The organism is Citrobacter sp. Cpo069 (assembly GCF_030332785.1).
Taxonomy (GTDB): domain Bacteria; phylum Pseudomonadota; class Gammaproteobacteria; order Enterobacterales; family Enterobacteriaceae; genus Citrobacter; species Citrobacter portucalensis.
Genome location: NZ_JAOWHD010000042.1, coordinates 65,680 through 88,294 on the forward strand (window position 1 = coordinate 65,680; position 22,615 = coordinate 88,294).

A 22,615-nucleotide genomic window follows, 5' to 3' on the forward strand; every position below is an offset into this window, starting at 1 on the left:
AGGTATCAATCGGATTTATATTATGAGCCAGCTAACTGAAAGCACTTTTCTTTCTTCAAAACCAGTCACAAGTTTTAGCCTCTTTTGTAGCCTGATGACCGGACATTGGCGCCCAGGACAATTTTGGCATCAGCGTAGCTTTCGTCGTAAGTTTTTGTTGCGCTCAGCGCTTATGCCGCGATTAACGCGTGAATGGATGACCGAGTTGGCGCAATGGCCTGACCTTGATAGCATACTTGCACGCCAGCCACGATTGCCGGTTCGTTTGCATCGCGCCTATCTCGCGAAAAACCTTGACCACAAAACGAAACTGGATGCCGTGCGTTATCACTACAATGCTATCCGCAGCTTTTTTTCAGCCACTGAATTTAAGGATTATTTAAGTGAAGATGGATTACAACTAGCACAAATTGAGGGAAAAAATAGCGAAGTATTTAGTGTAATAATGACTTCATTCATCATACTGGATAAAGAAGGTGAAAGCACCATTCTGGTACGCAATTGCGCTGGCGAGACTTTAGCGGAAATGACGTTTACGCTGTGCAATTATGAAGGGAACAGTACGTTGTTTATTGGCGGGTTACAGGGAGGAAGCCGATTACTGCCACATGAAGAAATTCAAAAAGCGACCAAATCATGCCATGGGATTTTCCCAAAACGTATTGTGATGGAAGCCATTTGCTGTTTTGCGGAACAATTAAATATCGAACAAATTCTGGCTGTAAGCAATGAACAGCATATTTTTCGTAGCCCGCGCTACGACGATAAAAACAAGGTAATTCTTTCCGACTACAACACTTTTTGGGAGTCGGTTGGCGGTGAGTGCGACAGCAACGGGTACTATCATATTCCACGCACGCTGGCGCGAAAAAGCGAGGCGGATATTGCCAGCAAAAAACGCGCAGAATACCGCCGCCGCTATCAGCTACTGGACAGCATCCATTCGCAGCTGTCGTCGATGTTTCGCCACTAATCCGCTCTGCCGCGTGCCAGCCACAGCACGCGGGAAAACATTTTTCGCAGCAGCGTTGGCACCGCATCAACGCCCCGCCGCCCGGCTTCCATCGCCACCTCAATGGCCAAATCCGGTTTTGACGAACGATGTATCGCCTTGGAGATAATTTTGCGCATATTCATAGGCACATTCTCAGGGATTTGCGCCACCCGGTGAAAGACGTCAGCAAACCCCTGGCGATACATAAAGTGTTCCATATCCAGCGCGGGGAGCATGGTCAAATGCTCACGCTCTTCCTCTCTGTCGTCATTCAATAAGCTACGTACCGTGGCCGCGTACTTTTTCCCGGCTTCATCGCCATCGACCAGCACATGCCACTCTATCCCCATCCGGCGGGCGAATTTAACCAGCGGCTTAAGACCGGACTGGGCAAATTCAATGACTTTAATCCCTTCTGCATCAAAGTGGTGTCCGCACTGGCGGGCCAGTTCGTTAATAACCCATGTTTCCGTTTCACCTTCCACCAGCAGCCAGCAGCGGGCAAACAACGATGACGCACGATTAAAACGAATATGAAATGCGATTCGCCGACCATCTTCTGCACTGATCCCACCCGGCCCCAGCCGCCAGGCAGCGACGCGGGATGATTCACGTACCAGACGAACAACATGCTCAACAGGCGTAAGGGACAGCAGCTCACCGGAGTTGGTGGTCGCCACTCGCTGCAGAGGCAGTAAATTCAACAAGTGCCAGGCCACCGACAGCATGATGGGATGTAAACGCGTTTCCGGATCTTCCACCAGCAGTAAAGGTCGGGCGTCTTTGTCCAGCCTTAGCGTGCCTTTGGCCTGCAACAAGGTCGAAAACAGGCCCAACAGAATAACCCGGTGCGTACGTCCGCCGGGTTTATCAATCATGCGGTTAATAATGTCCAGATAGCGCCAGCTCCGTTGTTCGTTATTGGAGCGACGGCGCATCAGACGGTAGCGGGACTGGCCAGCCCCCTGCTCGGAAAAATAGTGCTCCAACAACTGAACCATGGCCGATAACCCCTGGCGGATCTGCCCGTCGGTCAGGTTTTGCGGCCGGGTAGCCAGCTCACGCGCCAGAAAATCCAGTTGGCGGGCGGTGACTTCGACATCCGCCGAGTCCGGCACGGTACCGTTGCGGATCCGTCGCATGAATCGCGCGTCGCGCAGACGCAGTACCGGCATCAGACGCACAAGGTGGCGCGCCTGATCGTTAATGTCATCGAGAGGTAATGGATGGCCGTCGCCATCAAGAAAACTGCGTAAGGTCAGAACGCTACCGTCATCCGCACACTCGCCTTCCAGGCGATAAAAAATGCGGTGATAGCCATCCTGGCAAGGCGTCCAACTGGCTTCCAGAGGACGATAGCGACGCACCCGGTGACGACCCGGCTGGGATTCACGAAACGTCAGGATAATGTGCAGGTGGTGTTCCCTGCCCTGTATATCACCCGGCGGGAACCAGAAATCCTCGCGGACAAAATGATACAAGTCTGACTCCGGCGACAGCAGCAGGGTTAAAGCATCCAGCAGACTGGATTTACCCCACGCGTTCTCCCCAATCAGCACGTTGCTCTGCTCCAGCATCAACGACAGACGGTTAATACCGCGAAATCCAACAATCTCAACGCGTTCGAGAATCATATAGCCTCCGGAAATGCTAACTTTTTCCTTCAAGTTATCAGGAGTATAACGGCAAGCGGGCGCTCAGGACACCCGATATCAACCTGGCGTGAATCGCAAAAGCAAAAAAAATAAGAATATTCTTCTTATGTTTTCTCCTGAATATAATTTCAGAACTTAATCATCGTCCTTTCGCTAATTGAACTATGCTTCATTCACCCAAGATTCAAAAAGGAATCGCAACATATTGCCTTAAATCAAATTTTTTCATCAATTTAACTGGCGAAGGGATGATATTTTTTTCTAAAATACCCGCTCTTTCATCATCGTCCCTTTTAGCGATGAATTACCGGGCAAGGAACACGAACCCGGAACTTTTAATTGAGGTGGTTATGTTCAGGAAATTAGCAGCTGAATTCTTCGGTACGTTTTGGCTCGTTTTTGGTGGGTGCGGTAGTGCAGTGCTGGCAGCCGCATTCCCGGAATTGGGAATTGGATTTGCCGGTGTCGCGCTGGCATTCGGCCTGACAGTATTAACCATGGCATTCGCTGTGGGTCATATTTCAGGTGGGCATTTTAACCCGGCGGTAACCTTCGGTTTATGGGCTGGCGGTCGTTTCCCGGCAAAAGATGTTATTGGTTACGTTATTGCTCAGGTTGTGGGCGGTATTGTTGCAGCTGCGGCACTGTATCTTATTGCCAGCGGTAAAGCAGGTTTTGATGCAACGGCCAGTGGTTTTGCTTCGAACGGCTTTGGTGAACATTCACCAGGCGGTTATTCCATGCTTTCTGCCGTCGTCATTGAAATTATTCTGACCGCAGGTTTCTTATTAGTGATCCACGGCGCGACCGATAAACATGCTCCGGCAGGTTTTGCACCTATCGCAATTGGTCTGGCGTTAACACTGATTCACTTGATCAGTATTCCGGTCACCAACACCTCCGTAAACCCGGCACGTAGTACCGCAGTAGCCATTTTCCAGGGCGGCTGGGCATTGCAACAATTGTGGTTCTTCTGGGTCATGCCGATTATCGGTGGGGTTCTCGGCGGTCTTATTTACCGCACCCTGCTCGAAAAACGCGATTAATCGCTAACAAAAAGGCCTGGCGAAAGTCAGGTCTTTTTTTTCCTCTCTATATTTCCTTTTATTTGCAACTTTACTCCCCTCTTTGCATTGAGTAGTGTGTATACCCGTTATACTTCAAGTTGCAGATGTGTTGACTGCGCTCACTCCCCCCAGTCACGTACTTATGTACGCTCCCGGGGATTCACTCCCTTGCCGCCTTCCTGCAACTTGAATTATTTAGGTTATAGTGACGCATTTCGTCTTACTTCTCAGCAAGGATCTGATTTTCATGTTTTCAGGGCTGTTAATCATTCTGGTTCCCCTTATTGTGGGCTACCTTATTCCGCTCCGGCACAGGGCTGCATTACAACTTATCAATCGCCTGTTAAGCTGGATCGTCTACCTTATTCTCTTTTTTATGGGTATTAGCCTGGCGTTTCTGGATAATCTCGCCAGCAACCTGTTAGCCATTCTTCATTATTCTGCGGTCAGCGTGACGGTCATTATACTGTGTAATATTGCGGCGCTGTTCTGGCTGGAGCGTTCGCTGCCCTGGAGACACAACCACAAGCAAGAAAAGCTCCCCTCGCGAATTGCAATGGCGTTTGAGTCGCTTCAGCTTTGCGGCGTCGTCGTCATCGGTTTCCTGCTCGGCCTCACTGGGCTTCCCATTCTGCAGCATGCCACCGAAGCCAGCGAATATACGTTAATCTTTTTACTGTTCCTGGTGGGGATTCAACTGCGCAATAGCGGCATGACCTTAAAGCAAATTGTGCTGAACCGTCGGGGGATGATCGTGGCCGTCGTCGTCGTCGTCAGTTCGATGCTGGCGGGGGTTATCAATGCCTTGATCCTCGGTCTACCGCTGAAAACCGCGCTGGCGATGGCATCAGGTTTTGGCTGGTATTCCCTGTCCGGTATTCTGTTAACCGAATCGTTCGGGCCCGTAATTGGTAGTGCCGCCTTCTTTAACGACCTGGCCCGTGAGCTGATCGCCATTATGTTGATTCCAGGAATGGTGGGCCGCAGCCGCTCTACCGCGCTGGGATTATGCGGCGCGACATCAATGGATTTCACCCTGCCCGTTTTACAACGCAGCGGCGGTCTGGAAATGGTCCCAGCAGCCATCGTCCACGGCTTTATTCTGAGTCTGTTAGTGCCTCTGCTAATGGCGTTTTTCTCCGCCTGACGCTGGGACAAATACCTCTCTGGCGGTAGTCAGCTACCGCCAAAATTGCGCTAAATCAATCTCCCTGCAAGTAGTAGCAGAAATCCCTTTTATCCCTTCGCGCACAGGCATAACCTTAAACATGTATATTAAATATAACTTTAAAAGGTGTGACCATGTTTTGTGTGCAATGTGAACAAACCATCCGTACTCCGGCAGGAAACGGCTGCTCTTACGCGCAGGGTATGTGCGGTAAAACGGCTGAAACCTCCGATTTGCAGGATCTGCTGATTGCTTCCCTACAAGGTCTGTCTGCATGGGCTGTTAAAGCACGTGAATACGGCATCATCGACCATGAGGTTGATAACTTTGCGCCGCGTGCGTTCTTCTCCACGCTGACTAACGTTAACTTCGATTCCCCGCGTATTGTTGGCTATGCCCGTGAAGCTATCGCCATGCGCGATGCCCTGAAAGCGCAATGCCTGAACATCGACGCGAACGCAGCGGTCACCAACCCGATGGCCGATCTGCAACTGGTCAGCGACGATCTGGGCGACCTGCAACGTCAGGCCGCTGAATTTACCCCGAACAAAGACAAAGCAGCCATTGGCGAGAACATTCTCGGCCTGCGTCTGCTGTGTCTGTACGGACTGAAAGGTGCGGCAGCTTACATGGAGCACGCGCACGTTCTCGGTCAGTACGACAACGATATCTACGCTCAGTACCACAAAATCATGGCATGGCTGGGTACCTGGCCTGCCGATATGAACGCTCTGCTGGAGTGTTCAATGGAAATCGGCCAGATGAACTTCAAAGTGATGAGCATTCTGGACGCCGGTGAAACCACCAAATACGGCCACCCGACCCCGACTCAGGTCAACGTAAAAGCAACTGAAGGTAAGTGCATCCTGATCTCCGGTCACGACCTGAAAGATCTGTACAACCTGCTGGAGCAGACCGAAGGTACTGGTGTTAACGTTTATACCCACGGTGAAATGCTGCCGGCGCACGGCTACCCGGAACTGCGTAAGTTCAAGCACCTGATCGGTAACTACGGCAGCGGCTGGCAGAACCAGCAGGTAGAGTTTGCCCGCTTCCCAGGTCCGATCGTCATGACCTCTAACTGCATCATCGACCCGACCGTTGGCGCGTACGACGACCGTATATGGACCCGTAGCATCGTCGGTTGGCCGGGTGTGAGCCACCTCGAAGGCGACAACTTCGGTCCGGTAATCGCTCAGGCACAGCAGATGGCTGGCTTCCCGTACAGCGAAATCCCGCACCTGATCACCGTAGGTTTCGGTCGTCAGACCCTGCTGGGCGCTGCTGATACCCTGATCGACCTGGTGAGCCGCGAAAAACTGCGTCACATCTTCCTGGTTGGCGGTTGTGACGGTGCACGTGGTGAACGTAACTACTTCACCGACTTCGCCACCAGCGTGCCGGATGACTGCCTGATTCTGACCCTTGCTTGCGGTAAATACCGCTTCAACAAACTGGAGTTCGGCGATATCGAAGGCCTGCCGCGTCTGGTGGATGCTGGTCAGTGTAACGATGCTTACTCTGCCATCATCCTGGCGGTAACCCTGGCTGAGAAACTGGGCTGTGGCGTGAACGATCTGCCGCTGTCTCTGGTGCTCTCCTGGTTCGAACAGAAAGCGATTGTTATTCTGCTGACCCTGCTGTCTCTGGGCGTGAAAAACATCGTCACTGGCCCGACTGCACCTGGTTTCTTCACACCGGATCTGCTGGCAGTTCTCAACGAGAAATTTGGTCTGCGTTCCGTGACCACCGTTGAAGAAGACATGAAGCAACTGCTGAGCGCGTAAGGAGTAAAGAATGACAATGCCAACTCATCAGTGCCCATGGCGGATGCAGGTTCACCACATCCATCAGGAAACGCCGGATGTATGGACAATTTCGTTGCTATGCCACGATTATTATCCTTACCGCGCCGGGCAGTATGCACTGGTCAGCGTACGTAATTCAGCGGATACGCTGCGTGCTTACACCATTTCTTCAACACCGGGCGTTAGCGAGTACATCACGTTGACCATCCGCCGGATTGACGATGGCGCAGGTTCACAGTGGCTAACCCGCGACGTGAAGCGCGGCGACTATATCTGGCTGTCGGATGCAATGGGTGAGTTCACCTGTGAAGATAAAGCGGAAGACAAGTTCCTGATGCTGGCCGCCGGCTGTGGTGTTACGCCAATCATGTCAATGCGTCGCTGGTTGGCAAAGTACCGCCCACAAGCGGATGTACAGGTAATCTTTAACGTTCGCTCGCCGCAAGATGTCATTTTTGCCGACGAGTGGCGCGAATATCCGGTGACATTAGTTGCTGAAAACAATGCCACAGAAGGTTTTGTTTCCGGCCGACTGACGACTGAACTGCTGAAAAGCGTACCGGATCTGACCTCGCGTACCGTGATGACCTGTGGCCCGGCACCGTATATGGATCTGGTCGAGAAAGAAGTCAAAGCGCTGGGTGTGACGCGCTTCTTTAAAGAGCAGTTCTTCACACCTGTTGCCGAAGCCGCCACCAGTGGCCTGAAGTTTACCAAGCTACAGCCGGCGAAAGAGTTCTACGCGCCAGTGGGCAGTACGCTGCTGGAAGCGCTGGAAAGCAACAAGGTTCCGGTTGTCGCCGCATGCCGTGCAGGTGTTTGCGGCTGCTGCAAAACCAAAGTGGTTGACGGTAACTACACGGTCAGCAGCACCATGACGCTGACCGACGCAGAAATCGCTGAAGGTTATGTGCTGGCTTGTTCCTGTCATCCGCAGGGTGATTTAGTGCTGGCGTAATTGGCCGGTATCTGACGTGCAAAAGGCCGCCTGGCTGTACCGGGTGGCCTTTTTTTATGCTGTCAGACGTTGCAAAATTCTGATGTTTTCACTCTCCCCGCAAATTATCGACCACACTTACCCTGCGCAGATTAAACATAATCCCCGACTAGCACGTCGAACTTTCTACAAGGATCCCCATGAAAAAAGTGGCCATTGTCGGCGTCGGTCCCACCGGGATTTATACGTTTCATGCCCTGGTTGAGCGCGGTGAACCGCTGGAAATAGAGCTTTACGAGCAAGCTGAAGAGGCGGGCGTTGGCATGCCTTACAATAGCGACAACAACGCAGACCACATGCTGGCAAATATAGCCAGCATTGAGATCCCGCCGATCTATATCAGTTATCTGACGTGGCTTCAGAATCAAAGTGATGACTATCTGGCCCAGTTTCAGATTGAACGCGCGTCTTTGCATGAGCGGCAATTTTTGCCCCGCGTGATCCTCGGCGACTATTATCGCGATCGTTTTTTAGCCATTGTCGAGAAAGCGCAAAAAGCCGGTTTCACGATTCGCGTACATGAATCAAGCGAAGTCACCGACCTGCGAGCAGACCCGAATGGGGTTTCTTTGTGGATCAACCACGCGTCACAGCCCGTTGAGGTGGATTTCGCCGCTATCGCCACTGGTCATCTGTGGCCTGAAACGGATGCTCAGGAACGCAAATTTTTCCCCAGTCCGTGGACCGGTCTGATGGACGCGCAGATTGGTGCTTGCCGGGTAGGGATTCTGGGCACCTCGTTAAGTGCTATCGACGCCGCGATGGCTGTGGCCAGTCAGCATGGCACCTTCACTACCAATACCGACCATTCACTGCAATTCACACCTAAATCCGACAGTCAAAACCTGAAACTGACCCTGATGTCGCGCAGCGGGGTACTGCCTGAAGCGGATTTTTACTGCCCCCTTCCGTATGAATCGCTGAATATCGCGACGCCAGAAGCAATTGAAGATGCCATTGCCCATGGACAAAACAGATTACTGGACCGCATCTTTCAGCTTATGGCGCAACAACTGCAAGACGCGGCGCCAGGCTGGTGCCAACAGGTGGCGCTTGCGACGCTTAACGCCGACACGTTCTCCGAAGTCTATTTCGACGACAGGCTCAGGCATGACCCTTTTGACTGGGCGAGACGTAACCTGGTAGAAGTTGAGCACAACAAGCAGAAACAACATACCGTCGCCTGGCGCTATACCTTGCTGCGCCTGCACGAGGTTATCGAGGAGATAGTCCCTCATCTTGATGCCCGCGACGAAAAACGTTTCAAGCGCGGACTGGCGCGGGTATTTATTGATAACTATGCGGCAATCCCGTCAGAGTCAGTTCGCCGACTGCTGGCGCTGCACGAAGCTGGGCTGATTGAGATCCTCGCGCTTGGCACAGATTATGAGCGCATGAATGAACAGGAAATGACGGTAATTTCCCACCACGGTCAGCGCAGCGAATTTGATGTGTTTATTGACGCCCGAGGACAACGGGCATTGCAGAGCAAAGATATCCCGTTCCCAACGCTACGCGATCAACTGCTGGCCTGTGGCGATGAGATCCCGGATATCGGCGAAGATTACACGCTGCAAGCGCCGGAAAACGCCCGCAATCGCATCGCTTTTGGCGGGCTGCCGTGGTTAATGCACGATCGTCCGTTTATTCAGGGACTGGTGGTCAGCGCTGAGATAGGCGCCGCGATGGCAAGGGCATTGACGCAGCGAGCGCTGAGACGTCGGCACAAACTATGGAACAGTGACGACATATAGATTAGCGACAAATTGAACGACGAGGCGGAGCAATGTTACGCTTTCCCGCCTCGGTATTGACTCTCAGATGGTAACTATCGCCAGGCAGAATTCCCGGCAACAGAGTAACGCCCCGCCCCCAAAAACGCCACGGCCAGCGCGCCGATAAAGAAATAAACCAGGCTTTCAATCGCCCATGCACCGGTTTTATCCAGTGTCCAGGTTTCCCCCATCCCGACCATCAGCCATGCCACAACCATCGTAAACGCCAGCCCCAACGCCGCCGGACGCGTCAGGATGCCAAGAATAATCAGGCACGGTGCCACGACCTCTCCCAACAGAACGCCATACGCAATAAAGCCTGGGAAACCTTTCGCTATCAACATACCGCTGATGCCATCAATACCCGCAAAGAGTTTATGCAGCCCATGAAACAGCATCAGCCCACCTACGGCAAAGCGTAACAATAACTTGCCAAAATCTTCGTGAGTCAGTACTCGGTTAACTGAATTTAATAGTTTTATAACCATTTGAATTTATTCCTTGTTTCACCATGTCCAAAACAAACTACGCTTAATGCAGGTTAAATGAAACCTGCCGGAAATAAGGGGGAAATGAGAAGCATAACTATTATCTTCATCTAAACTTGTAACCGGTATCACATTAGAGGAGAAGGAAAACCATGAAACAAACGGTTGCCGCTTTTATTGCTAAAACACTCGAACAGGCTGGCGTAAAACGCATTTGGGGTGTAACGGGTGACTCGCTAAATGGTCTGAGTGACAGTCTGAATCGTATGGGAACAATTGACTGGATGCCAACCCGTCATGAAGAGGTTGCAGCCTTCGCTGCGGGCGCTGAAGCGCAGTTGACGGGCGAACTGGCCGTCTGCGCAGGCTCGTGCGGGCCAGGCAACCTGCACCTGATCAACGGGCTGTTTGATTGTCACCGTAACCACGTCCCGGTACTGGCAATCGCCGCGCATATTCCCTCCAGTGAAATAGGCAGCGGTTATTTTCAGGAGACCCACCCGCAAGAGTTGTTCCGCGAATGTAGCCACTATTGCGAGCTGGTTTCCAGCCCAGAACAGATCCCGCAGGTACTCGCCATTGCCATGCGTAAAGCCGTATTAAATCGTGGCGTCTCGGTGGTGGTTTTACCCGGTGACGTGGCGCTAAAACCTGCACCTGAAAGCGCCACCACGCACTGGTATCATGCACCGCTCCCGGTGGTGACTCCACAAGAAGAAGAACTGAGAAAACTGGCGCAACTGCTGCGCTACTCCAGCAATATCGCCCTGATGTGCGGCAGCGGCTGTGCCGGTGCACATAAAGAACTGGTTGAGTTTGCGGCTAAAATCAAAGCGCCGATTGTTCACGCCCTGCGTGGTAAAGAGCATGTTGAGTACGATAACCCCTATGATGTGGGTATGACCGGGCTGATTGGCTTTTCATCCGGCTTCCATACCATGATGAATGCCGACACGCTGATCCTGCTTGGCACCCAGTTCCCCTATCGCCCGTTCTACCCCACCGACGCCAAAATTATTCAGATTGATATCAATCCGGCGAGCATTGGCGCGCACAGTAAAGTGGATATGGCGCTGGTAGGCGATATTAAATCCACTCTCCGTGCCCTACTGCCTCTGGTGGAAGAGAAAACCGAGCGGCAATTCCTGGACAAAGCGCTGGAGCACTATCGCGAGGCGCGTAAAGGGCTGGATGATTTAGCCAAACCCAGCGATAAAGCCATTCACCCGCAGTATCTGGCGCAGCAGATCAGCCACTTTGCCGCTGACGATGCCATCTTTACCTGCGACGTTGGTACGCCAACGGTGTGGGCAGCACGCTATCTGAAAATGAACGGCAAACGTCGTCTGCTCGGATCGTTTAACCACGGGTCGATGGCGAATGCCATGCCGCAGGCACTCGGCGCACAAGCCACAGAACCAGGACGCCAGGTTGTGGCAATGTGCGGTGACGGCGGCTTTAGCATGCTGATGGGAGACTTTCTGTCGGTTGTCCAGATGAAGCTGCCGGTGAAGATTATTGTCTTCAACAACAGCGTGCTGGGATTTGTCGCAATGGAGATGAAAGCGGGCGGTTATCTGACCGACGGCACCGAACTGCACGACACCAACTTCGCACGGATTGCCGAAGCCTGTGGCATTACAGGCATTCGCGTGGAAAAATCCTCAGAGGTTGATGAAGCGCTACAAAGGGCGATGTCGATTGACGGCCCGGTGCTGGTCGATGTGGTCGTGGCGAAAGAAGAGCTGGCGATCCCGCCGCAGATCAAACTCGAACAGGCCAAAGGTTTTAGCCTGTATATGCTGCGTGCAATCATCAGTGGACGCGGTGATGAAGTGATCGAACTGGCGAAAACGAACTGGCTCAGGTAAAACATCCTTATTAAATCACACACAAAATCATTCATGATGCATCAAGGCGGCTAGCCCGAAAATCCCCAGGAGCATAGGTATACTATGTGACTGGGGTTTAAGGGTGCGGCCAACGCCGAAGCAGCCTGAAGGATGAAGTGTAATAAGGAGACACCATGATTGATTTACGCAGTGATACCGTCACCCGGCCGAGTCGCGCCATGCTGGAAGAGATGATGGCAGCCCCGGTCGGGGATGACGTGTATGGAGACGACCCTACCGTTAACGCCCTCCAGCAATACGCCGCAGAACTTTCTGGTAAAGAAGCCGCTATTTTCTTACCTACCGGTACTCAGGCTAACCTGGTGGCGCTGCTCAGCCATTGTCAGCGTGGCGAAGAGTACATTGCCGGTCAGGGCGCGCATAACTATCTCTACGAAGCAGGTGGCGCAGCGGTGCTCGGTAGCATTCAACCGCAACCTATCGACGCCGCACCGGATGGCTCCCTGCCTCTGGACAAAGTAGCTGCAAAAATCAAAGTGGACGATATCCATTTTGCCCGCACCCGCTTGCTCAGCCTGGAAAATACCCACAACGGCAAAGTGCTGCCGCGCGAGTATCTGAAAGACGCCTGGGAATTCACCCGTGAGCGTAATCTTGCCCTGCACGTCGACGGCGCACGTATTTTTAACGCCATCGTCGCCTACGGCTGTGAACTTAAAGATGTCACGCAATACTGTGATTCGTTCACCATTTGCCTCTCCAAAGGCCTCGGTACCCCCGTTGGTTCACTGCTGGTCGGCAGCCACGAGTACATCAAACGCGCTATTCGCTGGCGCAAAATGACCGGCGGCGGAATGCGTCAGGCCGGTATTCTGGCAGCGGCCGGGCTGTATGCGCTGAAAAATAACGTGGCGCGTTTGCAGGAAGATCATGACAACGCCGCCTGGATGGCGGAGCAGCTGCGCGAAGCAGGGGCGGACGTCATGCGCCACGACACCAACATGCTGTTTGTTCGCGTTGGCGAAGAGCACGCTACCGCGCTGGGCGAGTATATGAAAGCGCAAGGTGTGCTGATTAACGCCTCCCCGATTGTGCGCCTGGTGATGCACCTGGACGTATCACGTGAACAACTTGCTGAAGTCGTCGCCCACTGGCGCGCTTTTTTAACCCAATAAGGAGATGGGCGTGCCGCAACGGATTTTGGTTCTTGGCGCCAGTGGCTACATTGGTCAGCATTTGGTACAGGCGCTCAGTCAGCAAGGGCATCAGGTGTTGGCTGCGGCACGTCGCATTGAACGGCTGGAAAAGCAGCAACTGGCCAATGTCAGTTGCCACAAGGTCGATTTGAATTGGCCAGATAACCTCACCCCGCTGCTGACGGGTGTTGATACGGTTTATTATCTGGTTCATGGTATGGGCGAAGGCGGTGATTTTATCGCCCACGAACGTCAGGTGGCGATGAACGTGCGCGATGCGCTGCGTAATACGCCAGTTAAACAGCTTATTTTCCTGAGCTCATTGCAGGCTCCCCGGCATGAACAATCCGAGCATCTGCGTGCGCGACAGATAACTGCAGACACCCTGCGCGAGTCAGGCGTGCCAATGACGGAATTGCGCGCGGGCATTATCGTGGGAGCGGGTTCCGCTGCCTTTGAAGTCATGCGCGATATGGTTTACAACCTGCCGGTTCTCACCCCTCCACGCTGGGTACGCTCGCGTACCACGCCTATCGCGCTGGAGAATTTAATGTACTATCTGGTGGCATTGTTGGAAAATCCCACACCACATCACCGCGTCCTCGAAGCCGCCGGGCCGCAGGTGTTGAGCTATCAGGAACAGTTCGAGCATTTTATGGTGGTCAGCGGTAAACATCGCCTGCTCATCCCCATCCCCTTTCCTACCCGCTGGATTTCGGTCTGGTTTTTGAACGTCATTACGTCAGTGCCGCCAACCACGGCCAAAGCGCTGATCCAGGGCTTAAAACACGACCTGCTGGCTGATGACACCGAATTACGTGCGCTGATCCCACAAAAACTGATTGCCTTTGATGACGCGGTGCGCAGCACGTTGAAGGAAGAAGAGAAGCTGGTCAACTCCAGCGACTGGGGTTACGACGCACAGGCGTTTGCCCGCTGGCGTCCAGAATATGGCTATTTCGCCAAACAAGCTGGCTTTAGCGTTGAAACCTCTGCCAGCACAAAAGCGCTGTGGCAGGTTGTGAATCGACTCGGCGGCAAAGAAGGCTATTTCTTTGGCAATATTCTATGGAAGACGCGCGCGGCGTTGGACCTGCTGGTCGGCCATAAGCTGGCAAAAGGTCGTCCCGAACACCCACTATTGCAAGTTGGCGACACCGTTGATAGCTGGAAAGTCATCATCGTTGAGCCGGAGAAACAGCTGACGCTGCTGTTTGGGATGAAAGCGCCGGGACTGGGTCGCCTGAGCTTCACACTGGAAGATAAAGGCGATCACCGACGCATTGATGTACGCGCGTGGTGGCATCCGCACGGTATGCCTGGCCTCTTCTACTGGCTGTTGATGATCCCCGCCCACCTGTTCATTTTCAGGGGGATGGCGAAGCGTATAGCCAAACTTGCAGAACAAATCACAGACTAATGATAAAAAGAGCCTGTATTCTTTCATGTTTCCCATTGCATACAGGCGTAATTCACGGAAGAATGCGCACGACGTTTTTTAAACACAGTGGATTGATATGAAGGTACTGGTTACCGGAGCCACCAGCGGCTTGGGCCGAAACGCGGTTGAGTTTTTATGCAGCAAAGGCGTCAGCGTCAGAGCCACCGGTCGCAACGAAGCGATGGGCAAGCTGCTGGAGAAAATGGGCGCAGAGTTTGTGCATGCGGATTTGACCGAGCTGGTTTCTTCGCAGGCAAAAGTGATGCTGGCCGGCATTGACACGCTGTGGCACTGCTCCAGTTTCACCTCTCCATGGGGAACTCAGGAAGTTTTTGATCTGGCCAACGTTCGTGCTACCCGCCGTCTGGGCGAGTGGGCCGTAGCCTGGGGCGTATGTAACTTTATTCATATCTCCTCTCCGTCGCTGTATTTTGATTATCACCATCATCGCGATATCAAAGAAGACTTCCGTCCCCATCGCTTCGCCAACGAATTCGCCCGCAGCAAAGCGGCTGGTGAAGAGGTGATTGCACTGCTCGCCCAGGCTAACCCGCAGACTCGCTTTACTGTCTTGCGCCCACAAAGCTTGTTCGGACCTCACGATAAAGTCTTTATTCCCCGCCTCGCCCATATGATGTACCACTACGGCAGCATCCTGTTGCCGCACGGCGGGAGTGCGCTGGTGGATATGACCTATTACGAGAACGCGGTTCACGCGATGTGGCTGGCGAGTCAGCAAGCCTGCGATAAGCTGCCGTCGGGTCGTGCGTACAATATAACCAACGGTGAACATCGCACCCTGCGCAGTATTGTGCAGAAACTTATCGACGAGCTGAATATTGATTGCCGTATCCGCTCTGTGCCCTACCCGATGCTGGACATGATTGCCCGCAGCATGGAGCGCTTAGGCAATAAATCGGCGAAAGAGCCAAAGCTTACGCATTACGGCGTTTCGAAGCTGAATTTTGACTTTACGCTGGATACCAGCCGCGCCCAGGAAGAGTTAGGTTATCAGCCCGTTGTGACGCTGGATGAAGGGATTGAGCGTACCGCGGCCTGGCTGCGCGACCACGGTAAGCTGCCGCGTTAGGCTGATAGCCATTGCAGGGTGGCGCCACAAAAACCTGCCAAATTAACCGTAGGCCTGATAAGCGAAGCGCCATCAGGCATTGGTGTCTGCGTTAACCCTGCCCGTATTTCTCCAGTAACGCTTCGGCAATCGCCTGCGTTTCCGCGTCCGCCACGCCATTCCACAACGTCGAGCGGAAGTGCATCTGGAACGCCATAATCACCCGCTGCTGTTCACGCGGCGTCATCTCGGGTTTTACCTCATAGCCATAGCGTGACAGCAGATCGAGCAATGACGCAGTTTCTACCGGCGTATGGGGCGCTCGTCCGGCGAGATAAAATGCCACACGCTGAGCATCCGGCCATGCGCCAATGCCCTGAGCGGCCAGTGCTTGCCACGGAAACAGCGGACCGGGATCGTCCTTACGCTGCGGCGCAATGTCTGCATGAGCCACCACGTTTTGCGGTTTTATGTCGTAGCGGGCGATGATATCTTTCGCCAATGGGATTAACGCCTGAATCTGCGCGGGCTCAAACGGCGCAAAATACTTGCTGCCCGCTGATTTTTGCCAGCCGCGGTTTTCCAGCTCAATACCAATTGAGGTATCGTTAATACGCGTAGCGCCGCGCCAGAAGCTAATCCCCGCATGCCAGGCCAGATCTTTTTCCGGCACCAGTTGCCAGATACGCGGTTTACCATGGTAAAGCGGCGGCACTGCGGGGATCAAATAGTGTGAACTGACGTTTTTATCGGTCAGCGTAGCCAGGGAAGAGTCAAAATCATCGGCCGTGTAATGGATAACCAGTACTTTAATGCGCGGATAAGCAGCCTGGGCCTGACGGCGGGTATCTAACTGATACCCGTCTTTGTCGACAATCCCTTTTTCGCCAGCACATCCCACCAGCAACAGCGTAAATGCCAGCAGACACAACAGACGTTTCATCGGCGAGTTTTCACCGCGGTACCGCTGACGCTCACCATCAGCATGCTACCGTCTTTGCCTACGGTTTCGTAATCGATATCGATACCGACCACCGCATCAGCACCCAGCGCTTTCGCCTGTTCGCCCAGCTCCTGAAAAGCAATTTCACGCGCTTTACGCAATTCTTTTTCATACGCGCCGGAGCGACCGCCGACAATATCACGAATACCGGCAAAAAAATCGCGGAAAATATTCGCGCCTAAAATGGCTTCACCGGTAACAACACCGCAGTACTCCACGATGCTCTGTCCTTCCAGCGTAGGGGTTGTCGAAAACTGCATGATTAATCTCCTTTTGCGCCAAGAGCACAATCTCAAAAGCATTATCAAACCAATATACTATGACACTCAAAGGAAAGCCCGCCAAATAAAACTGCTATCGTTGTTGATGTGTAGCGGTTTCAGGTGGTGCGTTTTTTATTTTTATTTGGCTGGCATGCCGCCAGAAATAAAAAAGCCCCCAGATGTTTGGGGGCCTGAAGTTATTATTTTCTGAAATCTAATGGCGCCTGGCCGGACTGAATGTACATTGCTACGTTATCAAATGTAATCATTTTTGATTTACAAAAAATACATTTTGCCCCGAATGGATTTCCTTCAGTAACATCAAAGGTTGATGTTCTGTATTGGGAACCATGGCAACATGGACAGCGAAAGTGAATATGATTAGTAATAATAGTTACCTCAAAGCGCCACAACATTAATTGCGGATGGACCTTTAGGTCCCTGCTCCACACCGAATTCGACTTTCTGGTTTTCATTCAGCGTCTTAAACTCATTACTTTGAATCGCTGAGAAATGGACAAAGACATCTTTGCTGCCATCTGCAGGCGTAATGAAGCCAAAACCTTTTTCAGGATTGAACCATTTAACTAAACCAGTCATTTTAGTAGACATATATTTATTCCTTAATTTGAACCTTTCGGCAAGCTTGGTTTTTATGACAGAAACTTCGTAGTGCTTAATGAAGAGACTCAAAGAGGGGATAAACGGATTACACCTGAAAATGAGAACTGCTTGAGTAAACTACTTTGTATATCGTGTGTTATTCAAACCGACCGGATCATTAACGCACGGGCACCGAGATTAAGCAACTCTTATTTTAGCCATCCGGAGTCCCTTATAGCCAACAACACGGCATGAGTTTTGTTTAGCCAGGCGTAAAGCGCGGCAAATGGAACATGCAAATGCTCAGATGGTCTATACAGTATAAGAAGCATGAATGGCCGCCAACGCCCCGTTGCAGGTTGATATACTAAAGCTGAAGCTGGCAACGAGCGCCACCAACATGCTTCAGGTCGGGTGTCCGTGAATTTGCTTTAGCAAAAACAATGTGTTAATCGTTCATACAATCTTTAGTGAGACCGAATTGTTCATCGTAGAACACAATTAGTAGGAAGCTTATAAGGAAATCATTATGCGCTATTCGAAACTCTCTCTGCTGGTTCCATGTGCACTACTTCTCAGCGCCTGTACGACCGTGACGCCGGTCTATAAAGATAACGGCACGCGTAGTGGTTCATGCATAGAAGGTGGACCAGACAGCGTGGCTCAACAATTCTATGATTACCGTATTCAGCATCGAAACAATGATATTACCGCCCTTCGTCCGTACTTGAGCGACAATCTGGCTAAACTGCTGACCGATGCCAGCCGTGATAATGCACACCGCGATCTGTTTAACAGCGATCCGTTCTCCAGTCGCGCTACGTTACCAGAAAGCGCCAGTGTCGCCAGCGCATCGACTATTCCGAATAGTGATGCACGCAACATTCCACTGCGCGTAGAGCTGAAACAGGGTGACCAAAGCTGGCGTGATGAAGTGCTGATGATCCGTGAAGGTCAGTGCTGGGTCGTTGATGATGTACGTTATCTGGGCGGCAGCGTACACGCGCCAGCCGGGACGCTGCGCCAGTCTGTCGAAAACCGCTAACCGCCCCATTCACCCGCTTAAATCATAACCCCCATAAATTGTCTGGCATTCTGCATAGAATGCCGACATTTATTCTTGCCCACTGGTGGCCCCGCTATTTTGTGCTATGTTTAGAGAAGAATGCGGTTTGCATTTAACTTTTAACGCATAAATATTGCATAACTATTCTGTCAAAGGTAGTATCTGCGGCTTCAATAGCTATCAGACTGCCAGTATCGAGTGTCAATGAGTATTCAATTAAACGGCATTAACTGCTTCTACGGCGCACATCAGGCGCTGTTCGATATCACGCTGGATTGCCCTCAGGGTGAAACACTGGTGTTACTTGGCCCAAGTGGAGCCGGGAAAAGCTCGCTGCTGCGCGTACTCAACCTGCTTGAGATGCCGCGCTCGGGCACGCTCTCTATTGCAGGCAACCGTTTCGACTTCACGAAGACCCCGTCAGATAAAGCCATTCGGGATCTGCGTCAGAACGTAGGCATGGTCTTTCAACAATATAATCTCTGGCCGCATCTCACGGTTGTACAGAACCTGATTGAAGCACCCTGCCGCGTACTGGGTCTGACAAAAGAGCAAGCGATGGCGCGCGCCGAGAAACTGCTGGAACGTCTGCGCCTCAAGCCTTACAGCGATCGTTACCCATTACATCTTTCCGGTGGCCAGCAACAGCGTGTGGCCATTGCCCGCGCGTTGATGATGGAGCCGCAGGTGCTGCTGTTTGATGAACCGACCGCCGCGCTTGACCCGGAAATTACCGCCCAAATCGTCAGTATCATTCGCGAACTGGCGGAAACCAACATTACTCAGGTGATCGTCACCCACGAAGTGGAAGTTGCACGTAAAACGGCCAGTCGTGTGGTGTATATGGAAAACGGTCATATCGTCGAGTTTGGGGATGCGAGCTGCTTTGCCAACCCGCAAACCGAAGCGTTTAAAAACTATCTTTCTCACTAAGATTCGGGACAATACAATGAAAAAAGTTCTGATTGCAGCGCTAATCGCAGGTTTTAGTCTTTCCGCTACCGCAGCCCAAACCATTCGTTTCGCCACCGAAGCGTCTTATCCTCCGTTTGAATCTATCGATGCGAATAACAAGATCGTAGGTTTTGACGTTGATCTGGCAAACGCGCTGTGTAAAGAGATTGACGCTACTTGTACCTTCACCAATCAGGCCTTCGACAGCCTGATTCCGAGCCTGAAGTTCCGTCGTTTTGACGCGGTAATGGCCGGTATGGACATCACACCTGAGCGTGAAAAACAGGTGCTGTTCACCACCCCTTACTACGACAACTCTGCGCTGTTTGTGGGCCAGCAGGGTAAATACACCAGCATCGACCAGCTGAAAGGTAAAAAAGTCGGCGTTCAAAACGGTACCACGCACCAGAAATTCATCATGGATAAACATCCGGAAGTGACCACTGTGCCGTATGACAGCTACCAGAATGCCAAACTCGATCTGCAAAACGGTCGTATTGACGGCGTCTTTGGTGATACCGCAGTAGTAACCGAGTGGCTGAAAGACAATCCTAAGCTTGCCGCGGTTGGTGACAAAGTGACGGATAAAGATTACTTCGGTACCGGTCTGGGCATTGCTGTGCGCCAGGGCAATACCGAGCTGCAGCAGAAATTTAACGCTGCGCTGGAAAAAGTGAAGAAAGATGGGACTTACGAGACCATCTACAACAAATGGTTCCAGAAGTAATATTTGATGAATGAATTTTTTCCTTTAGCAAGCGCCGCCGGGATGACCGTCGGCCTTGCCGTTTGTGCGCTGATCATTGGCCTTGCACTCGCCATGTTTTTTGCCGTCTGGGAGTCAGTAAAATGGCGCCCGGTGGCATGGGCGGGCTCGGCCCTGGTCACCATCCTGCGCGGTCTGCCAGAAATTCTGGTGGTTCTGTTTATCTATTTCGGCTCCTCACAGCTGCTGCTGACGCTGGCCGATGGCTTTACGATCAATCTCGGGTTTGTACAAATCCCGGTTCAGATGCAGATCGAAAACTTCGACGTCAGCCCGTTCCTGTGCGGTGTCATTGCACTGTCATTACTGTACGCCGCTTACGCATCACAAACGCTGCGTGGCGCGCTGAAGGCCGTGCCACTCGGACAATGGGAATCAGGTCAGGCGTTGGGTTTGTCTAAAGCCGCGATCTTCTTTCGTCTGGTGATGCCGCAGATGTGGCGTCATGCCTTACCGGGACTGGGTAACCAGTGGCTGGTGTTGCTGAAAGATACCGCGCTGGTCAGCCTTATCAGCGTGAACGATCTGATGCTGCAAACGAAGAGTATTGCCACCCGCACCCAGGAGCCATTTACCTGGTACATTGTGGCGGCCGCTATTTATCTGGTGATTACGCTGGTGAGTCAGTACATTCTCAAACGCATTGACCTACGCGCGACACGTTTTGAGCGGAGACCAGGCTGATGCTTGAGTATTTACCTGAATTGTTGAAAGGGCTGCATACCAGCCTGACGCTGACGGTCGCCTCCATCGTGGTTGCTCTGGTGCTGGCGCTGATCTTCACCGTCATCCTGACGCTGAAAACGCCGGTGCTGGTGTGGCTGGTTCGCGCTTATATCACGCTGTTTACCGGTACACCGCTGCTGGTGCAAATCTTCCTGATCTACTACGGACCAGGGCAGTTTCCGGCATTGCAAGAATATCCGGTACTGTGGCATCTGCTCTCTGAACCCTGGTTATGCGCCTTAATTGCGCTGTCGTTAAACAGTGCGGCCTACACTACGCAACTGTTCTACGGCGCTATCCGTGCAATCCCGGAAGGCCAGTGGCAGTCCTGCGGAGCGTTAGGGATGAGCAAAAAGGATACGCTGGCGATTCTGTTGCCGTACGCCTTTAAACGCGCCCTCTCCTCGTATTCCAACGAAGTGGTGCTGGTATTTAAAAGTACCTCACTGGCTTACACTATCACGCTGATGGAAGTCATGGGCTATAGCCAGCTGCTGTACGGTCGTACTTATGACGTTATGGTCTTCGGTGCGGCAGGTGTGATTTATCTGATCGTCAACGGTTTGCTGACGCTGATGATGCGCTTAATCGAACGTAAAGCGCTGGCGTTTGAACACCGGAATTAAGCATATGCCTGATGGCGCTACGCTTATCAGGCCTACGGTTCATGCACCTTTTGTAGGCCGGATAAGGTGCTAGCACCGCCATCCGGCAAATATGCATAAAGCAAAATAATGAAGACGGACAACAACCTAAATTGTCCGTCTTTTTTTATATCAGAAAAAATACTTAATCATTTTTATTGCATATAAATTCATTAAATGGCATTGTTACTCCACGCCGCAGACACGGTAATAATCATAAGATTGACAGACGGGAGTTCCACCATGAAAAAGTTAGTACTGGCCGCATTACTTGCTACTTTCGCCGCTGGCGCCTCAGCTGCTGATAAAATTAGTTTCGGTGTATCAGCCACATATCCGCCATTTGAATCACTGGACGCGAGCAATAAAATTGTCGGTTTTGACATCGACCTGGCAACGGCGCTGTGCAAACAAATGCAGGCGGAATGTACTTTTACCAATCATGCTTTCGACAGCCTGATCCCCGCGCTGAAATTCAAAAAATATGATGCAGTGATTTCCGGAATGGATATCACGCCCGAGCGTAGCAAACAGGTTGCGTTCACTCAGCCTTACTATGCTAACTCCGCGCTGGTTATTGCCAAAAAAGATACCTATAAAACCTTTGCCGATCTGAAAGGAAAACGCATCGGTATGGAAAACGGCACCACGCACCAGAAATACCTGCAGGACAAACATCCTGAAGTGAAAACCGTGGCCTACGATAGCTATCAGAATGCGATTATCGACCTGAAAAATGGCCGTATTGATGGCGTATTTGGCGATACCGCTGTGGTTAACGAATGGCTGAAAACCAACCCGCAGTTAGGCGTAGCCACTGACAAAGTAACCGATCCGCAATACTTCGGTACTGGCCTTGGCATCGCGGTTCGCCCGGATAACAAAGCCCTACTGGAAAAACTGAACAGCGCGCTGGCGGCAATCAAAGCTGACGGCACGTACCAGAAAATCAGCGATCAGTGGTTCCCGCAGTAACGTCTGCCCAATCTGAAAAGCCGCGCTCTGCGGCTTTTTTTATCTCTTCGCCTGCGCTTTCAGTCAGTTCTTACGCCATAAACGCTTTCCTGGCATACACTTGT

At 52.0% G+C, this 22,615-nt stretch carries 22 protein-coding genes; 16 read left to right on the forward strand and 6 right to left on the reverse strand.

The genetic code is table 11. The features are described 5' to 3' along the window. Positions 1-22: 22 nt before the first annotated feature. Positions 23-973 carry a VirK/YbjX family protein gene (locus OGY08_RS04835; RefSeq protein ID WP_032943951.1) on the forward strand — a complete coding sequence of 317 codons (951 nt, stop codon included), beginning with the start codon at positions 23-25 and terminating at the stop codon, positions 971-973. Here OGY08_RS04835 and OGY08_RS04840 read toward each other — a convergent pair. Next, positions 970-2,628 carry an ATP-dependent endonuclease gene (locus OGY08_RS04840; RefSeq protein ID WP_003834292.1) on the reverse strand — a complete coding sequence of 553 codons (1,659 nt, stop codon included), beginning with the start codon at positions 2,626-2,628 and terminating at the stop codon, positions 970-972. The genes OGY08_RS04835 and OGY08_RS04840 overlap by 4 nt on opposite strands. A gap of 371 nt (positions 2,629-2,999) precedes the next feature. Here OGY08_RS04840 and aqpZ point away from each other — a divergent pair, with 371 nt between their 5' ends. From aqpZ to OGY08_RS04865, 5 genes are all read left to right on the forward strand, one after another. Beyond that, entirely contained in the window at positions 3,000-3,695 is a 696-nt protein-coding gene (gene aqpZ, locus OGY08_RS04845; protein WP_003840208.1) for an aquaporin Z, read from the forward strand. Between the two features lie 268 nt (positions 3,696-3,963). Beyond that, positions 3,964-4,863: a LysO family transporter gene (locus OGY08_RS04850; protein ID WP_286565787.1), complete on the forward strand. Its 900-nt coding sequence runs from the start codon at positions 3,964-3,966 to the stop codon at positions 4,861-4,863. Positions 4,864-5,018: 155 nt separating this feature from the next. After that, a complete protein-coding gene (gene hcp, locus OGY08_RS04855) occupies positions 5,019-6,671 on the forward strand; it encodes a hydroxylamine reductase (RefSeq protein WP_125362662.1) in 1,653 nt (550 codons plus the stop codon). 10 nt (positions 6,672-6,681) lie between these two features. Then, a complete protein-coding gene (gene hcr / locus OGY08_RS04860) occupies positions 6,682-7,650 on the forward strand; it encodes an NADH oxidoreductase (RefSeq protein WP_003027256.1) in 969 nt (322 codons plus the stop codon). A 179-nt stretch (positions 7,651-7,829) separates the two neighbouring features. Then, positions 7,830-9,443, forward strand: a complete 1,614-nt coding sequence (locus OGY08_RS04865) for an FAD-NAD(P)-binding protein (RefSeq protein WP_125362663.1) — start codon at positions 7,830-7,832, stop codon at positions 9,441-9,443. 74 nt (positions 9,444-9,517) lie between these two features. Here the strand turns inward: OGY08_RS04865 and OGY08_RS04870 are convergent, their stop codons facing one another. Continuing rightward, positions 9,518-9,952 (reverse strand): DoxX family protein, encoded by a 435-nt coding sequence (locus OGY08_RS04870; RefSeq protein ID WP_003834302.1) that lies wholly within the window; start codon positions 9,950-9,952, stop codon positions 9,518-9,520. Positions 9,953-10,104: 152 nt separating this feature from the next. On the opposite strand from OGY08_RS04870, the gene poxB reads away from it, so the two are divergent. The 4 genes from poxB (at position 10,105) to OGY08_RS04890 (ending at position 15,532) form a co-directional block, all read left to right on the forward strand. Continuing rightward, on the forward strand, positions 10,105-11,823 hold the full coding sequence (gene poxB / locus OGY08_RS04875) for a ubiquinone-dependent pyruvate dehydrogenase (protein WP_032943955.1): 1,719 nt from the start codon (positions 10,105-10,107) through the stop codon (positions 11,821-11,823). A gap of 155 nt (positions 11,824-11,978) precedes the next feature. Then, the gene (gene ltaE / locus OGY08_RS04880; protein ID WP_048234951.1) at positions 11,979-12,980 is read left to right on the forward strand and encodes a low-specificity L-threonine aldolase; all 1,002 of its coding nucleotides are present in this window, start codon (positions 11,979-11,981) and stop codon (positions 12,978-12,980) included. 10 nt (positions 12,981-12,990) lie between these two features. Beyond that, the gene (locus OGY08_RS04885) at positions 12,991-14,421 is read left to right on the forward strand and encodes an SDR family oxidoreductase (RefSeq protein ID WP_125362664.1); all 1,431 of its coding nucleotides are present in this window, start codon (positions 12,991-12,993) and stop codon (positions 14,419-14,421) included. 97 nt (positions 14,422-14,518) lie between these two features. After that, complete coding sequence (locus tag OGY08_RS04890) at positions 14,519-15,532, forward strand: 3-beta-hydroxysteroid dehydrogenase (protein ID WP_286565790.1); 1,014 nt, start codon at positions 14,519-14,521, stop codon at positions 15,530-15,532. Between the two features lie 91 nt (positions 15,533-15,623). On the opposite strand, the gene OGY08_RS04895 is transcribed toward OGY08_RS04890, so the two are convergent. The 4 genes from OGY08_RS04895 to cspG form a co-directional block, all read right to left on the reverse strand. Then, on the reverse strand, positions 15,624-16,454 hold the full coding sequence (locus OGY08_RS04895) for an N-acetylmuramoyl-L-alanine amidase (RefSeq protein WP_008785229.1): 831 nt from the start codon (positions 16,452-16,454) through the stop codon (positions 15,624-15,626). Beyond that, positions 16,451-16,774 (reverse strand): heavy metal-binding domain-containing protein, encoded by a 324-nt coding sequence (locus OGY08_RS04900; RefSeq protein WP_001160725.1) that lies wholly within the window; start codon positions 16,772-16,774, stop codon positions 16,451-16,453. The genes OGY08_RS04895 and OGY08_RS04900 overlap by 4 nt, the downstream gene beginning before the upstream one ends. Before the next feature lie 203 nt (positions 16,775-16,977). Further along, the gene (gene ymcF / locus OGY08_RS04905) at positions 16,978-17,166 is read right to left on the reverse strand and encodes a cold shock small protein YmcF (RefSeq protein WP_071692589.1); all 189 of its coding nucleotides are present in this window, start codon (positions 17,164-17,166) and stop codon (positions 16,978-16,980) included. A 10-nt stretch (positions 17,167-17,176) separates the two neighbouring features. Beyond that, entirely contained in the window at positions 17,177-17,389 is a 213-nt protein-coding gene (gene cspG, locus OGY08_RS04910) for a cold shock protein CspG (protein WP_020996661.1), read from the reverse strand. Between the two features lie 520 nt (positions 17,390-17,909). Here cspG and OGY08_RS04915 point away from each other — a divergent pair. From OGY08_RS04915 to artJ, 6 genes are all read left to right on the forward strand, one after another. After that, positions 17,910-18,425, forward strand: a complete 516-nt coding sequence (locus OGY08_RS04915) for a lipoprotein (protein WP_125362666.1) — start codon at positions 17,910-17,912, stop codon at positions 18,423-18,425. 225 nt (positions 18,426-18,650) lie between these two features. Next, complete coding sequence (gene artP, locus OGY08_RS04920; protein ID WP_003027295.1) at positions 18,651-19,379, forward strand: arginine ABC transporter ATP-binding protein ArtP; 729 nt, start codon at positions 18,651-18,653, stop codon at positions 19,377-19,379. 16 nt (positions 19,380-19,395) lie between these two features. Next, positions 19,396-20,127 (forward strand): arginine ABC transporter substrate-binding protein ArtI, encoded by a 732-nt coding sequence (gene artI, locus OGY08_RS04925; RefSeq protein WP_003027298.1) that lies wholly within the window; start codon positions 19,396-19,398, stop codon positions 20,125-20,127. A gap of 6 nt (positions 20,128-20,133) precedes the next feature. Continuing rightward, positions 20,134-20,850: an arginine ABC transporter permease ArtQ gene (gene artQ, locus OGY08_RS04930; RefSeq protein WP_003027301.1), complete on the forward strand. Its 717-nt coding sequence runs from the start codon at positions 20,134-20,136 to the stop codon at positions 20,848-20,850. Further along, positions 20,850-21,518 carry an arginine ABC transporter permease ArtM gene (gene artM / locus OGY08_RS04935; RefSeq protein ID WP_003840185.1) on the forward strand — a complete coding sequence of 223 codons (669 nt, stop codon included), beginning with the start codon at positions 20,850-20,852 and terminating at the stop codon, positions 21,516-21,518. The genes artQ and artM overlap by 1 nt, the downstream gene beginning before the upstream one ends. Positions 21,519-21,779: 261 nt before the next feature. Next, a complete protein-coding gene (artJ, locus tag OGY08_RS04940; RefSeq protein ID WP_003027308.1) occupies positions 21,780-22,511 on the forward strand; it encodes an arginine ABC transporter substrate-binding protein ArtJ in 732 nt (243 codons plus the stop codon). The last annotated feature ends 104 nt before the right edge of the window (positions 22,512-22,615 follow it).

What these genes read in the sequence shown, in the direction of transcription:
- OGY08_RS04835 (WP_032943951.1), top strand. Translation starts at nt 23, where the DNA reads ATGAGCCAGCTAACTGAAAGCACTTTTCTTTCTTCAAAACCAGTCACA.
- OGY08_RS04840 (WP_003834292.1), bottom strand. Translation starts at nt 2,628, where the DNA reads ATGATTCTCGAACGCGTTGAGATTGTTGGATTTCGCGGTATTAACCGT.
- aqpZ (WP_003840208.1), top strand. Translation starts at nt 3,000, where the DNA reads ATGTTCAGGAAATTAGCAGCTGAATTCTTCGGTACGTTTTGGCTCGTT.
- OGY08_RS04850 (WP_286565787.1), top strand. Translation starts at nt 3,964, where the DNA reads ATGTTTTCAGGGCTGTTAATCATTCTGGTTCCCCTTATTGTGGGCTAC.
- hcp (WP_125362662.1), top strand. Translation starts at nt 5,019, where the DNA reads ATGTTTTGTGTGCAATGTGAACAAACCATCCGTACTCCGGCAGGAAAC.
- hcr (WP_003027256.1), top strand. Translation starts at nt 6,682, where the DNA reads ATGACAATGCCAACTCATCAGTGCCCATGGCGGATGCAGGTTCACCAC.
- OGY08_RS04865 (WP_125362663.1), top strand. Translation starts at nt 7,830, where the DNA reads ATGAAAAAAGTGGCCATTGTCGGCGTCGGTCCCACCGGGATTTATACG.
- OGY08_RS04870 (WP_003834302.1), bottom strand. Translation starts at nt 9,952, where the DNA reads ATGGTTATAAAACTATTAAATTCAGTTAACCGAGTACTGACTCACGAA.
- poxB (WP_032943955.1), top strand. Translation starts at nt 10,105, where the DNA reads ATGAAACAAACGGTTGCCGCTTTTATTGCTAAAACACTCGAACAGGCT.
- ltaE (WP_048234951.1), top strand. Translation starts at nt 11,979, where the DNA reads ATGATTGATTTACGCAGTGATACCGTCACCCGGCCGAGTCGCGCCATG.
- OGY08_RS04890 (WP_286565790.1), top strand. Translation starts at nt 14,519, where the DNA reads ATGAAGGTACTGGTTACCGGAGCCACCAGCGGCTTGGGCCGAAACGCG.
- OGY08_RS04895 (WP_008785229.1), bottom strand. Translation starts at nt 16,454, where the DNA reads ATGAAACGTCTGTTGTGTCTGCTGGCATTTACGCTGTTGCTGGTGGGA.
- OGY08_RS04900 (WP_001160725.1), bottom strand. Translation starts at nt 16,774, where the DNA reads ATGCAGTTTTCGACAACCCCTACGCTGGAAGGACAGAGCATCGTGGAG.
- cspG (WP_020996661.1), bottom strand. Translation starts at nt 17,389, where the DNA reads ATGTCTACTAAAATGACTGGTTTAGTTAAATGGTTCAATCCTGAAAAA.
- OGY08_RS04915 (WP_125362666.1), top strand. Translation starts at nt 17,910, where the DNA reads ATGCGCTATTCGAAACTCTCTCTGCTGGTTCCATGTGCACTACTTCTC.
- artP (WP_003027295.1), top strand. Translation starts at nt 18,651, where the DNA reads ATGAGTATTCAATTAAACGGCATTAACTGCTTCTACGGCGCACATCAG.
- artI (WP_003027298.1), top strand. Translation starts at nt 19,396, where the DNA reads ATGAAAAAAGTTCTGATTGCAGCGCTAATCGCAGGTTTTAGTCTTTCC.
- artQ (WP_003027301.1), top strand. Translation starts at nt 20,134, where the DNA reads ATGAATGAATTTTTTCCTTTAGCAAGCGCCGCCGGGATGACCGTCGGC.
- artM (WP_003840185.1), top strand. Translation starts at nt 20,850, where the DNA reads ATGCTTGAGTATTTACCTGAATTGTTGAAAGGGCTGCATACCAGCCTG.
- artJ (WP_003027308.1), top strand. Translation starts at nt 21,780, where the DNA reads ATGAAAAAGTTAGTACTGGCCGCATTACTTGCTACTTTCGCCGCTGGC.